Annotated in this window: 11 protein-coding genes; 4 read left to right on the forward strand and 7 right to left on the reverse strand. The window is 49.2% G+C overall.

Going from position 1 to position 12910, the window contains the following annotated elements:
* Window positions 1-299: 299 nt before the first annotated feature.
* Both BM202_RS06410 and BM202_RS06415 read left to right on the forward strand, forming a co-directional pair.
* Window positions 300-815: a hypothetical protein gene (locus BM202_RS06410; protein WP_093824166.1), complete on the forward strand. Its 516-nt coding sequence runs from the start codon at window positions 300-302 to the stop codon at window positions 813-815.
* A gap of 62 nt (window positions 816-877) precedes the next feature.
* On the forward strand, window positions 878-1273 hold the full coding sequence (locus BM202_RS06415) for a hypothetical protein (protein ID WP_093824168.1): 396 nt from the start codon (window positions 878-880) through the stop codon (window positions 1271-1273).
* A 136-nt stretch (window positions 1274-1409) separates the two neighbouring features.
* Here the strand turns inward: BM202_RS06415 and meaB are convergent, their stop codons facing one another.
* The 4 genes from meaB to BM202_RS06435 form a co-directional block, all read right to left on the reverse strand.
* Complete coding sequence (gene meaB / locus BM202_RS06420; RefSeq protein WP_093824170.1) at window positions 1410-2396, reverse strand: methylmalonyl Co-A mutase-associated GTPase MeaB; 987 nt, start codon at window positions 2394-2396, stop codon at window positions 1410-1412.
* A 4-nt stretch (window positions 2397-2400) separates the two neighbouring features.
* Window positions 2401-3072 (reverse strand): 2-C-methyl-D-erythritol 4-phosphate cytidylyltransferase, encoded by a 672-nt coding sequence (locus BM202_RS06425; protein ID WP_093824172.1) that lies wholly within the window; start codon window positions 3070-3072, stop codon window positions 2401-2403.
* Window positions 3073-3130: 58 nt separating this feature from the next.
* A complete protein-coding gene (gene queA / locus BM202_RS06430; RefSeq protein ID WP_093824174.1) occupies window positions 3131-4174 on the reverse strand; it encodes a tRNA preQ1(34) S-adenosylmethionine ribosyltransferase-isomerase QueA in 1044 nt (347 codons plus the stop codon).
* Window positions 4175-4293: 119 nt separating this feature from the next.
* Complete coding sequence (locus tag BM202_RS06435; RefSeq protein ID WP_093824177.1) at window positions 4294-4653, reverse strand: hypothetical protein; 360 nt, start codon at window positions 4651-4653, stop codon at window positions 4294-4296.
* Window positions 4654-4800: 147 nt separating this feature from the next.
* Between BM202_RS06435 and BM202_RS06440 the strand changes: the two genes are divergently transcribed.
* Window positions 4801-5790, forward strand: coding sequence for a gluconolaconase (locus BM202_RS06440; RefSeq protein ID WP_093824179.1), 990 nt, complete (start codon window positions 4801-4803; stop codon window positions 5788-5790).
* Between the two features lie 119 nt (window positions 5791-5909).
* On the opposite strand, the gene BM202_RS06445 is transcribed toward BM202_RS06440, so the two are convergent.
* Window positions 5910-6554 carry a 3-keto-disaccharide hydrolase gene (locus BM202_RS06445; RefSeq protein WP_093824181.1) on the reverse strand — a complete coding sequence of 215 codons (645 nt, stop codon included), beginning with the start codon at window positions 6552-6554 and terminating at the stop codon, window positions 5910-5912.
* Window positions 6555-6868: 314 nt separating this feature from the next.
* Here BM202_RS06445 and BM202_RS06450 point away from each other — a divergent pair, with 314 nt between their 5' ends.
* Complete coding sequence (locus BM202_RS06450) at window positions 6869-8854, forward strand: ABC-F family ATP-binding cassette domain-containing protein (protein ID WP_093824183.1); 1986 nt, start codon at window positions 6869-6871, stop codon at window positions 8852-8854.
* A 103-nt stretch (window positions 8855-8957) separates the two neighbouring features.
* Here BM202_RS06450 and BM202_RS06455 read toward each other — a convergent pair whose 3' ends face one another.
* Together BM202_RS06455 and BM202_RS06460 are read right to left on the reverse strand one after the other, a co-directional pair.
* The gene (locus BM202_RS06455) at window positions 8958-11228 is read right to left on the reverse strand and encodes a TonB-dependent receptor (RefSeq protein WP_093824185.1); all 2271 of its coding nucleotides are present in this window, start codon (window positions 11226-11228) and stop codon (window positions 8958-8960) included.
* A 23-nt stretch (window positions 11229-11251) separates the two neighbouring features.
* Window positions 11252-12589, reverse strand: a complete 1338-nt coding sequence (locus BM202_RS06460; RefSeq protein WP_093824187.1) for a HupE/UreJ family protein — start codon at window positions 12587-12589, stop codon at window positions 11252-11254.
* Window positions 12590-12910 lie beyond the last annotated feature (321 nt).

Raw genomic sequence — 12910 nt, forward strand, 5'->3', positions numbered from 1 at the left:
AGGAGCTTTCTGCAACTAATTGAGTGATCTCTGCACCTACTAACTCATTTGTAAACTGACCTAAAAGTAGGATGTTATCTTCTTTAAGTCATAATCTACTTTGTAAAAGTATATTTTTCGGTAGTTATATTAATTTTTCGGTAGATAATCGGACTGAATGCTAGGACTAGTATTAACGAGCCGACTATCTAAACCTACTTCCTTCACGCGTATGGGTTGCGTTATATGATTACCAAGGAGAAATACCAAACTTTTTGACCGATGCGTAGTTATTCTATGACATTAGCTGACTCAATGCCATGGAAGATGAAAAGGATGTAAAACACGATAGTGCCTATATAGCTGGTCGAACACAGGGCCCGTTCGGTTCTGATGATACCGATGTCGACAGACCGGTTGAAGACAACAAAAACCAGTACGAGCAGGAGAACTCGGCTAATGGCACCGATAGCCAGCAGGTTCGGGGAGGGCAGGATGGCCGAAACGAAAGAGCTATAGGCAGCACTGACATGGATAGTAAGAACGGGATCTTGAGAATGGGCGATACCTCCAACAGCACCCTTGAGGTAACGGAGGAAGGTATGAATGCGGCTGTTGCCGACGGAAAAAAAACAAACACGGCAACAGTAGACGTAACGACGAGCGGCCCAGATGATTACGGCTCAGCCGACCAGGTAAGTACGCCAAAAGCACAGGAAGCGGCTAAAAAGCAGGACGACTCCGAGAAAACGGATAAAAACGATAAGGATCAGCAGGAACGCGAAAAGGATGTTGCCGAAACCGGCACAGATCTGAATAATCAGCCAGCCTACTGACTATTATGTCGTTAGAAAATTAGTTTATTTTCAAATACTCAACCACTTAATCCATTAACGTTATGAGCGTAAGTAGTAATTCTCGTAAAGAAAGCACCGAGTCGCATGCGGCTCAGGCTATGCACAACACGATGGGTATCCCCCCCGCGTTAGCACAACTGAATGATAAGAATCTGGATAATGAGTTGCCTTCGCGCGTTGCCGGTAGCAGCGATACCGACGTGCCAGGTGATGTAGCCCAGGCGGAGTCCTTGGTTGCCGAAGCCGATAATGAGAATGGTATAACAGGTGAGGACATTGAAGAATCGAAACGGGCATCGTGGGGGCAACCACCTCTCTCAACTGATGCTGAAGACGTTGTGACCGTAGATGACGCCGACTGGAACCGCAGCACAGAAGAAGGTGCCATTCCGGCAACCCGCGTGAACGAGCCCGATCGGACGTTGGGGAATTCGTAGTCTTGTGACATATAGTTGATTAGGCTGCCTGATCAGATTGATCTAATCGAACCAGCAATCAGGGAGATTAATAAAAAGAGAAAGCCATCCAGATCGTCTGGATGGCTTTCTCTTTTTTCATCTGTAAACCACTGAATCAAAAATCTGATAACGGGTTCAAGAGTCTATCTACAGCCGGGGCGGGTAATAAAATCCCATTTTGTACTTGGGTTTCAATGGATGCGAGTTGATCGCGTATGCCTGGCTGGTCGTAAAACCGGCCTTCAATTTTTTGACGTAGTAGCGACCGGAACCAAGCCAGTTGCTGGTGCTGGCGTCTACGATTACGGTATCCATTCTGGATGGTTAGTTGCTGCTGCTGTTGAATGGTTTGCCAAACGCCCGTGATACCCACGCTGGTTAAAGCCGAACACATGAGGACTGGGGGAAACCAGCCCGTATCGGTTGGTGGAAACAGGTGTAATGCATTTTGATACTCGACACGGGCACGGTTAGCAGGGGCCTGATTGTCACCGTCCGCTTTCGTAATGACCAGCGCGTCGGCCAGTTCCATAATGCCTCGTTTCATTCCCTGCAATTCGTCGCCTGCACCGGCCAGCATTAGTAACAAAAAGAAATCGACCATGCCGTGCACAACGGTTTCGGATTGCCCAACGCCTACGGTTTCAACCAGAATCACATCGAATCCGGCGGCCTCACACAGCAGCATTGACTCACGGGTTCGATGTGCTACGCCACCCAGCGAATCACCCGCCGGGGAGGGCCGAATGTAGGCCGCAGGATGCATGGAAAGCGTTTCCATGCGGGTCTTATCCCCTAGTAGACTCCCCCCTGAACGCTGGCTGGTTGGGTCGACGGTTAGCACGGCCAGTCGATGCCCGAGCGTAGTCAGATACGTGCCAAATGCTTCGATGAACGTACTCTTGCCCACTCCCGGAACGCCCGTAATGCCAATCCGGACTGACTGCCCTGTTTTCGGCAAAATGGCGTCCAATACCTGTTGCGCCAATGCCTGATCGTCGGGACGTCGGCTTTCAACGAGGGTGATAGCCCGACTGAGCAATAGTCGATCACCAGCAAGGATGCCAGTAACGTAGTGGTCGGGTGAGAAACGTTGGCGCATATGATTACCTCAAATCGTCCGGTGTCGTAATCTTTATATTCTCGTACGACCCATCGATGAGCGTAATCGGAAAACCGGCGAACTCAATAACGCTGGCGCAATCGGTAAAAAATGGTTGCTCTTCACTTTGAAATGCTTGCCTGAATAAATCTAATTGAAAAGTTTGGGGCGTTTGAACGAGCCGATAGCGATTACGATCAACCGCCTGACTGACGCCATCGGCACCAACAACCCGTACAGAATCTTTGACGAGTACACACGTCACCGCCGACCCTGTGCGGGCTGCCGTCTCAAAGCTGTTCTGAATGATTTCTGAGGAAATAAATGGCCTGACACCGTCATGAACAGCAACCAAACCAGCTTCTTCCTGAATGCTATTCAGCCCATTACGTACGGATTGAAAACGGGTTGCGCCCCCATTTACGGTCTGGATCGCTGGATGAAAATTGTGCTGATCACAGAGTGTTTGCCAGATAAATTGATCGCGGGCGGGCAAAACCAGAATGACCTGGATGGGTAGTGGAACAGCCAGAAATCGCTCGATGGTATGTTGAAGAATGGGCTTACCGTTGAGCAGCAAAAACTGTTTTGGTACGTCGGTCTGCATCCGGCTACCACTACCTCCGGCAACGATAATGGCAAAAAAATTAGTCGATAGTCGATAGTTGTCAGTCATCAGCACGAAGCAAAGACCAAAAATACTAACGACTATCGACTAACGACTGTCAACTTACTTAAATAATCAACATCGCGTCGCCATAGCTGAAGAAACGATATTTCTCTTTTATGGCTATCTGATACGCTTCCTTAATCAATTCATGACCGCCGAATGCGCTGGTCATCATGATCAAAATAGACTCAGGCAAATGTAAATTCGTTAACAGGGAATTGGCGATTTTGAAGTCGTAAGGCGGGAAAATAAATTTATCAGTCCATCCTTCAACCGGCTTCAGGCGGCTATTGGCCGATACGGATGATTCAATAGCTTTCAGGGACGTAGTGCCAATGGCACAAACGCGCTTACCAGCGTCAAGGGCCGTATTAACAATCTGCGCCGATTCTTCAGGAATGCGATAGTTCTCAGAATCGCTTTTATGTTTAGTCAGATCTTCAACGTCTACCTGACGGAACGTACCTAAACCAACGTGCAGCGTAACGGGCGCAAAATGGATACCTTTAATTTCCATACGCTTCATCATGGCACGGGTAAAGTGCAAACCGGCAGTTGGAGCCGCTACGGCGCCAACGTGCTGCGCAAAAACGGTTTGGTAGTCATCACGGTCAGCGCTTTCGGCTTCGCGGTTCATTTCGCGGGGAATGGGTGTTTCGCCCAGTTCGTCCACCGCTTTCATGAATTCTTCGTGATTGCCATCGAACAGGAAGCGAATTGTCCGGCCGCGTGAGGTTGTGTTATCGATTACTTCAGCAACCAGATCGCTGTCGCCGAAGTAGAGTTTATTGCCAACGCGAATTTTACGAGCTGGGTCTACCAGTACGTCCCAAAGTTTCATTTCGCGATTTAATTCGCGCAGGAGGAATACTTCTATTTTGGCACCCGTTTTTTCCTTGTTGCCATAAAGCCGTGCTGGAAAAACTTTGGTGTTATTGATCACCATCACATCGCCATCTCCGAAATAACTCAGCATATCCGAAAACTGCTTGTGTTCAATGGTTTTGGCTTTCCGGTCAACGACCATCAACCGTGATTCACCCCGCTCAACTGGGTATTTGGCAATTAGACTTTCGGGTAAATCGAATTTAAATTCGGATAACTTCATAGTGTATCGGCACGAAAAAGAACGGCGTTTTTTTTGTAAAGGCCGCAAATATAGTCAAAAACCCGGAAAATTTGACATGTTCCGGGTCGTTTTCTTGCAAATATCGAATAAATGCCTTATTAGTGCGTTTCTACCGGGCTAATTGGCTTGACCGCACCGTCTGTATTAACGTGCGCACGGTCTGAAACGTTGAATTTTGCCATTAATTCGGATGATACTTCATTGGCATACGTGCCTTGAGCCGATACGAAAACACCTTTCATACCATTGGCGGCCGTGATCGCATACAGAGTCATTTCATCGCCGGGGTCCGATGTTCCTTCAAACCGATGAAATTCATCGACATTAAATTCCTCACCTTTCAACTTCGTCTCTGTACTTTTTTCTTCCAGAAAATCTTTTTTTGGGCCAAACTCGTGCGTGTAGCCGCGAGCCCGAAGGTCTTCCATTGCTTCGGTTAGGGTGGTGAAATGAGTCATAACGGTAGAGAGTTTGTGTTCCTAGTAAAACTCATAATAGACTGGATAGTTTTAAGGTTGATACGAGTATGGTACGTACCTGCTGAAACATTTGCCCGCGAAAGATTATTAGCTAAGTACTGGTCTAGTCAATAATTATAGTTTCCAATGATTCGTAATACCTATTTGGCCTGCTTACTCTGCCTTATTACGTTGTGGCTGACGGCCTGCAACACCGACGATCCCGAATTCAACGCCCCGGTTACGCCCGAACGTATTGCCTTCTCCTCAAGTCGCCTTTACCCCGAGGGTATTACCTACTCGACGGTACTCGACAAGTTTCTGGTCAGTTCCATTACGCAGGGAAAAATTGGTACGGTAGATCAAAATGGACGATATGCCGATCTGATAACAGACAGCCTGCTTATCAGTAGTCTTGGTATGAAAGTACAGAATGGCCGTCTGTATGTATGCAATGGCGATCAGGGCGTATCGACTAAAAGCACGGCCCAGACGACGGGTAAAACGGCCGGTCTGTACATTTATGATCTTAGTACCCGGCAGGCCCTGCGCCGGATCAATCTGACCACATTGTATCCAAATGCAAGCCATTATGCGAATGACATGGCATTCGATTCGCTCGGAAATGCGTATGTAACAGATTCTTTCGCGCCGGTCATTTATAAAGTACCTGCTGATACAACGCGCCCCAGCCTATTGATTAATTCACCACTTTTTTCGGGCGCGCCGGGGACGATCAACCTGAATGGCATCGTTTATCACCCCGGTAAGTACCTGATTGTGGTGAAATCGAATGAAGGAAAGTTATTTAAAGTGGATCTGGCCAATCCAAGCAATATTACGGAAATAACGGGCGTGAGCCTGCCAAATGGCGATGGTATGTTGTTGTATAACAATGATTTATACGTAGTGAACGGTCGAAATAAAGTCTCGCAGATACGAAGCACGGACGGCTGGAAAACCGCTTCCGTTATCAAAACGGATTCCGTTGGCTATGATCAGGCTACGACCAACGTATTATTTAATGACAAGATTTACACAATTAATGCTCGTATCGGTGAGGTAAGTGCCGCCGTAGCCGCCAAAAATCCATCGTTGCTACAGTCTAACGGATATAGTATTCAGCAGTTCAAGTAGTTGGTTCTGGTGCGGGGGTCGGTCCGGCGTTCCGGTGAACCCGAGCCAGCCATAAACAGAAGAACCCGAACCTGTCAAGCGTTCGGGTCCTTCTGTTTATGGCACTGTAGTACGTACTATTAATCAGGCAGCACCTTCACCATGATGTCTTTGTAATAGATAACGCTTTTGGGGTCGTGGCCTTGCAGGGCAATGGTGCCGTGGCTCAAATGGCGTTTGTCTTTGCGGCCGGGTGCGCTCAGGCTGTCAGCTTCCGTGTAGTCATTAATGATTTTGTCATTTATGCGAACCGTTACTTTCTTACCCTGCACCGTGATTTGCTCCGTATACCATTCGTCGTCTTTCACAAATACATCTTTCACGTCCTGAAACGAATAAACGCTGCCCGTTTTGCGCCAGTCGGTATGGCTCTGGTTCACCTGGATTTCGTAGCCCTGAGAAGGCCAGCCCGTTTCCTGGTAAGCGGTGTGAATAAACATACCTGAGTTGGCGCCGGGCATGGTTTTGACTTTCGCTTTCCACTCGAAATTTTTGAAATCGTGGTTGCCTACAGGGCCTTCGTAGAATAAGTGTGCCCGTGGGCCGGCCACCATAATAGTGCCATCTTTAATGCTGAACGTACTGGCGTTGTCACCAACTTTCCAACCGTTAAATGTCTTGCCGTCAAAAATGCTGACCCAGCCATCGGCCTTGGGGTGACTGATGAAGCTGATGCAGAAACCAACTACTAGCGTGGCCGCTAAAAGAGTCAATCGAGTTTTCATAAGGATAGGGCGAGTTGTGTTTTAGAATCGTCCATCATCAAAAGCATGAAAGTGGTAAAAACTAATCGTACTACGTATTGCATATGAATTTTGGCCCTCTTTATTTACCTGATAAAAAGAGTTTAGGGTGCAGTTCTACGTCGTCCAGCCAATGGCCTATAGAGTAAAAAATTGAGCTAAATCAGAATTATAATTACCATAATTCTGATTTAGCGTGAAAAAGAGCCATTTATTTGGCCACTAAGACCAGACCTGCTCCCAAAACTGCCTGATTCCATGCAAGAACACTGCTCTAATTTTGGTAAATTTGCGGTATGATTTCCATTACAAATCTCTCTTATTATCTCGGTAGCCGGGCGCTTTATGAAAATGCATCGCTACACATCAAGCCAAATCAAAAAATTGGTCTGATTGGGCTGAACGGCACCGGAAAGTCGACGTTACTACGTATCATAAACGGCGAATACCAGGCCGACGGAGGAACAATATCGAAAGCAGGCGACGTAACCATCGGCTTCCTGAATCAGGATTTACTATCCTACCAGACCGACGATTCCATCCTGTCAGTGGCCATGCAGGCATTTGAACGGCAGAATGAATTGCAAATCAAGATTGAGGAATTGCTCCACAAAATGGAGACCAATTATACCGATGATCTGGTTGATAAATTAGGGAAGGCGCAGGAAGAATTCGACGCCCTTGATGGCTACACGATCCAGGCCAGAGCCGAAGAAATTCTGGAAGGTCTCGGTTTCTCAACCGACGATCTGCACCGGCCTTTGAAGTTGTTTTCGGGGGGATGGCGGATGCGGGTTATGCTCGCGAAGTTGCTGTTGCAGAAGCCCTCGCTGTTGATGCTCGATGAGCCGACCAACCACCTGGACTTACCATCCATTCAGTGGGTTGAAAAATACGTTCAGAACTATGAAGGTGCCGTAATTGTGGTTTCCCACGATCGCGAATTCATTGATAATGTGGTTGATACCATTGTTGAGGTATCGGGCGCGAAATTGAATTACTACGCGGGCGACTACTCGTACTATATGGAAGAGAAAGCGCTACGTAATGAGATTCAGAAAGGCGCTTTTGAAAACCAGCAGGCTAAAATCCGGCAAACGGAACGGTTTATCGAACGATTCAAGGCGAAAGCGTCAAAGGCTAAACAGGCGCAAAGTCGGGTGAAACAACTCGAACGCATGGAGCTTGTCGACGATGTGATCGACAGCAATGCACGGGTCAATTTCAAGTTTAACTTCTCGCAGCAACCCGGTCGGCACATTCTGCACCTGGATGATATTTCGAAAGCGTACGGCGAGAAACGTATCCTGACCCATTCCACGGCCCGGCTCGAACGGGGTGATAAAGTGGCCCTGATTGGGGCAAACGGACGTGGGAAATCGACACTGCTACGTATCATTTCGGGTTCAGAACCTATCAACGGTGAGCGCGTACTGGGCTATAACGTATCGTTTAGCTTCTACGCCCAGCATCAGCTTGAGTCACTTCGGGTAGACGATTCGATGCTGGACGAACTCAAGCAGGCCAACCCGACCAAATCGGATGGCGAACTCCGTGGTGTACTGGGCTGCTTCCTGTTTTCGGGCGACGATGTATTCAAGAAAATCAAAGTGCTGTCCGGGGGCGAAAAGTCACGCGTAGCCCTGGCGAAGGTGTTACTCTCACAAGCGAACTTCCTGCTGCTTGACGAACCGACCAACCACCTGGACATGCAGTCGGTGAATATTCTGATTCAGGCGTTGCAACAGTACGAAGGTACCTACGTAGTGGTTTCTCACGACCGGTATTTCGTATCGCAGATCGCCAACAAAATCTGGTATATCGAAGACGAACAGATCAAGGAATATCCGGGCACCTACGACGAATATGAATGGTGGCAGGAAGAGCGTAAAGCGCAGGGCATTGTGCCGTCGAAACAACCCGTCGACAACTCGAAGATGCAACCCGTAACCAGTCCCGCACCCGCTGCAAATGGTCATGCAACAAACGGGAAGTCAGCCACAAATGGTCGCGCATCGGAAGATGAACGGAAGGAATGGCAGAAGACGCTTAAGAATCTGACTCGTCAGGCGCAGGAGTCGGAAACCAAAATCGCCCAGTTGGAAGATCGCAAAAAATGGCTGGAAACTGAACTGGCCAACCCAGCCACCTATGGCGATGATAAGCTAATGCAGGCCAAAAACGACGAGTACCGACACGTAGTGGCTCAAATTAATCAGTTACAGGACGAGTGGGAGTTGGCCATGCTGGAAGCTGAAGAATGGGAAAAGAAATTGGCATAGCCAGTTTTTACACAATAAAAGCCGGAGCGTTCACCACCTCCGGCTTTTATTGTGTAAAAGCGTTTCAGATTAGCTAAGGATTTCCACTACGTAACAAATCGCTCTACCAGAAATAGGTTAAGCTCAGCCGGGCGAAGAAAGGTATGCCGGGCGTAAAATGAATTTCATCGACTGAAGCAGCTTCACCCTTTAGCCGGCTTTCCGTAGCAAACTGGGTTTCTTTCCAGCGGGTGTTCAGCAGGTTCTGCACCGAAAGCCCCAACGTGTAATGCTTTCGAGCGTAATTCGCCTGCATGTCAGTGACGAAATAGCCTTTGGCTACGATTGAGTTGTCTTCATTAGCTGTTCGGCTAGCCATGTACCGGTAACGTAGCGAACCGCTTAACCCATACTGCGTTTGCAGCGACAGGCCGCCCGTTGACGTAAACACGGGGGCCAGTGGCAGGTAGTTTTGCCCGGCTTCGGCGTCAAGCGATCGGGGATTGGCCGTGTTCAGATCAAGGTCAGCAAACAGACTTTTGGTCAGCTGATACCGAACCGATACATCTATACCCTGCCGACGGGACCGGCCACTCGGCTCAACAACCCCTTCATCACCAACGTAGACAAACTCCTGCTGCATCCACAAATACCAGGCAGCCGCATTAATCAGCAGTTTAGGAAACGGTTTAAAAATGACACCTAAATCGGACCCATACGCACCTGGCAAAATCTCGCGTCCGTTCTGGGCCGTCACCACACGGGCATCATTGGAATGAAATCCTTTTCCCGTGTTTAAATAGAACTGAAGCCTGGGATTAATCGTGTAATAAAAATTCAGCCTGGGCGATACAGTCGCCTGCGTTGCCCGCCTGGTTGTAGCGGCCGGGGTAGCCAGTAAATCCTCATATTGGGAGCGAAAATAATCAATCCGCACCCCGGCATTAACGGTGAAGTGGCTCGTTACCTGAACCAACTCATCTGCATAGAGCGCAGCATTGATTTCGTTGACATTACCAAGCTGAATCGGGTTTAGCGTCTCCACCCGATTTTTGGTGTGCGACAGTTCCGTGCCCTGCGTCAGATCCTGGCGGTACTGTGCACCCAGAGTCGTTGTCCAACTGGTTTTACCCAGACTCGTTTGTGTGGCATAGCTGCCATTGTACCCAAACAGATTCCGGTGTTCTTTCTGCCGAATCTGGTCGCCATTGACACTATCTTTCAAAAAGAAGGTGAAGTTGGAATACAGCTCAAAGGAGTAATTACTGTAGAAAAACTGGTTCTTGATGGTGTGATTACGTGGGGTTACCGTCACCAATTGAGCATTGACATTTGTCCGACTCGTCTCTCCGCCTTCGGTAGGATCAACGGAGCCGAACCAGCTAATCAAACCGGAAGCCACGGCTCGATCAGGAATCTGCCCCGAATGATTCCACTTGCTCCAGAACGTAGAGCCCGTCAACGTTAGCTCTGTGTTAGCCGCCAGGTGGTCATGATACTTTCCGACTACATTTATTCGCTTGAAGTGCTGTGGATTGTCGAAATACGAGTTCGTATATGAATACTCCGATGCCAGATAAGCCGATTGGTTTTTTTTCCTGCTTCCCGGCCCCAAGAGATTCAGTCCAACCACAGCCCGATACGTATCAAACTGACCGGCTTCCAGTTTGACAAAGGACCGGTCCAGGACAGTGCGCGTTCTGAAGTCGGCCCAGCCCGCCGTAGCCAGATTGCCCTTATCGGTCGTATAAGGCCCTTTTTTAAAGTCTACTCCGTCGACCAGTTCCGGAATCACAAAATGCAAATCGGCATACCCTTGTCCGTGGGCGTGAGAAACCATGTTGACGGGCAGGCCATCGACGGTCAGCCGAATATCGGTTCCATGGTCTAAATCGAAGCCCCGCAGGAAAATCTGTTCCGCTTTGCCACCCCCGGCGTGTTGGCCTATAAACAAGCCGGGCACGGACCGGAGAATTTCCTGCGAATTGGTGATAGGGCGTAGTTTAATGTCCAGGCTACTAATAAGTTGCTGGTCATGGGCCCGCTGCGCCGAAACCTGTACCTGCTCCAGTTGAATGGGCGCACTGACCAGAGTGACGTTAAGAAACGTAGTACGATCATCGTTTACTGTCGCTATAACTGACTGATTTTGAAAGCCCACATGAGAGAACTCCAGTTTATAAGGAGCCGCTACAAGGTCTGTGAACCGAAACTGTCCCTGGTCATTGGTAAGCGTTAGTTTACTCAACCCCGTCAATTGAACCGATACGTTAAGTAGTGGCAAATGCGTCGATTGGTCGTAGACAATCCCGGAAATAGTGCCCAGATGCGCAAACGCTACCTGGAATGTGCACAGTCCCAATACCAGCGTAGTAAGTACGGTCTTTAATTTCATCGACTGTAAGGTTGCTAACGGGCCTAACGTGAACCTGCCTGATGTGGCCCGGCCTGTTTCATTCGCCAGGTCAGAAATAAAGCCAGGCCAGCCAGCAAAACTAGTAGATAAGGCGCATAACCAGCTACCTGTTCTACTTCTTTTGTCAGCCCGTTAGCCTTACCGGTAACTCGCTCAGCAGCCCAGCCGATAGCGGCCACGGCGGCCAGAAAAGCACCGATCAACCGTACTGTCTGGTATGCCGGTGTACGGCTCAGGAGCATTAGCCAGGGAATCGTCAGGGCGATTACCAGCAGTTGCATGAGTTCGATACCCAGGTTGAAACCCAGAATGCTCAACGCCATCGGACCAGTATCCAGGTGCAAATTGGCTAGTGTATCAGCGAACGCCAGCCCATGAATCAGGCCAAATCCGGCTGCTATCCAGGGCTCCCGGCCAGCAAACAAAGGCCGTACGGCATGAGCCGCCGACACTAGAATGGACACCGCAATGAGTAATTCGACAGGTTGGCTGGGTAACCGAAGCCAGCCCATCGCTCCCAGTAGCAGCGTTAACGAGTGCCCGACTGTAAACGCAGTCACGATCAGCAAAATGTGGTGAAGACTGTAGCGAACGCCCCCAAATCGGCCCCATCGACCATTAGCAATCAGCAACGGTGCAGGCAGCAGGAGTACCAGCAAAAACAGTAGATGGTCCGTTCCTCCGGCAATGTGCTGCATCCCGAGCCGTACCATGGACTTAAATCCCGTCCATGCACTACCTGATTCAAGACTGATCGTAAGAGGAAGAACTCGGTTATTCACAATATCCAGACTAATGATGCCCACCTGAGTTGGGGAAGCATCAGCCACCAGCCCCCGTTCCCAATCTTGCTGGACTGATACCAGGATTTTATGTGTAACCACCTGATGCAGGACGACATCATACTGAAAGACAAACCGCCGAACATCGGCTCCTGCAGGGGGAATAAGTCGGACTTGCGCCGTCAATTCGCGGTATACTCCGTTAATGAGGTTTTTGGTTTCCTGCACCGCCAACGTGCCCACTGATACGTTCCAAGCTCGTCCATCAGGGCTTTGCGGGCGGATGTGTTGGGCCAGATACGCTCGCAATTGAGGGCCAAGCCGATCCACCAGCATAGCGGACGAATCATTGACGGCATGACCAAAAGCCGCCTGTAGCTCATTTAGCGGAATCTGCAGCTCGGCGTCGATTCGGTCGGCATGAACGCTAAGCAGCACCACCGAATTGGGCATTGGGTGAGCGATAACGGTGTTTGGCAACCCTAGTGCCATAAGGCTCATCAGAAAAACCATCAGCCATCCGAATGGACGGCTGATCGGAAAAAACAGATACTTCATGAGAGATAGTTACTTGGTTCCTCTGTAATCGGTGGTTTGGTCACGCCAGACCGAGTGCGAGTGCGGTGTATCTTTAATGATAACCCCACCCTGATACGAAAATTCGATTCAGACGTTTGGCTCATCGAAGCGGATGTAATCATTCCAGGAAGCCACGGCGGTTGTTCCTGAGCGGGCAATATACGTATCAGCTAACTGAGATGTATACTTGGCCAGCACGGGGCGGCTGTAGTAGCATTCAGGTCATTGACATACAGCTTGATCGCCTTCAGCACCAGGGCCTGTTTGTCCGCACTGAGATTACCTACCTTCAGACCTGTT

The sequence above is a fragment of the Spirosoma endophyticum genome, assembly GCF_900112365.1.
Taxonomy (GTDB): domain Bacteria; phylum Bacteroidota; class Bacteroidia; order Cytophagales; family Spirosomataceae; genus Spirosoma; species Spirosoma endophyticum.

Coding starts and splice junctions, on each gene's coding strand:
- BM202_RS06410 (WP_093824166.1), top strand. CDS start 300: ATGGAAGATGAAAAGGATGTAAAACACGATAGTGCCTATATAGCTGGT.
- BM202_RS06415 (WP_093824168.1), top strand. CDS start 878: ATGAGCGTAAGTAGTAATTCTCGTAAAGAAAGCACCGAGTCGCATGCG.
- meaB (WP_093824170.1), bottom strand. CDS start 2,396: ATGCGCCAACGTTTCTCACCCGACCACTACGTTACTGGCATCCTTGCT.
- BM202_RS06425 (WP_093824172.1), bottom strand. CDS start 3,072: ATGACTGACAACTATCGACTATCGACTAATTTTTTTGCCATTATCGTT.
- queA (WP_093824174.1), bottom strand. CDS start 4,174: ATGAAGTTATCCGAATTTAAATTCGATTTACCCGAAAGTCTAATTGCC.
- BM202_RS06435 (WP_093824177.1), bottom strand. CDS start 4,653: ATGACTCATTTCACCACCCTAACCGAAGCAATGGAAGACCTTCGGGCT.
- BM202_RS06440 (WP_093824179.1), top strand. CDS start 4,801: ATGATTCGTAATACCTATTTGGCCTGCTTACTCTGCCTTATTACGTTG.
- BM202_RS06445 (WP_093824181.1), bottom strand. CDS start 6,554: ATGAAAACTCGATTGACTCTTTTAGCGGCCACGCTAGTAGTTGGTTTC.
- BM202_RS06450 (WP_093824183.1), top strand. CDS start 6,869: ATGATTTCCATTACAAATCTCTCTTATTATCTCGGTAGCCGGGCGCTT.
- BM202_RS06455 (WP_093824185.1), bottom strand. CDS start 11,228: ATGAAATTAAAGACCGTACTTACTACGCTGGTATTGGGACTGTGCACA.
- BM202_RS06460 (WP_093824187.1), bottom strand. CDS start 12,589: ATGAAGTATCTGTTTTTTCCGATCAGCCGTCCATTCGGATGGCTGATG.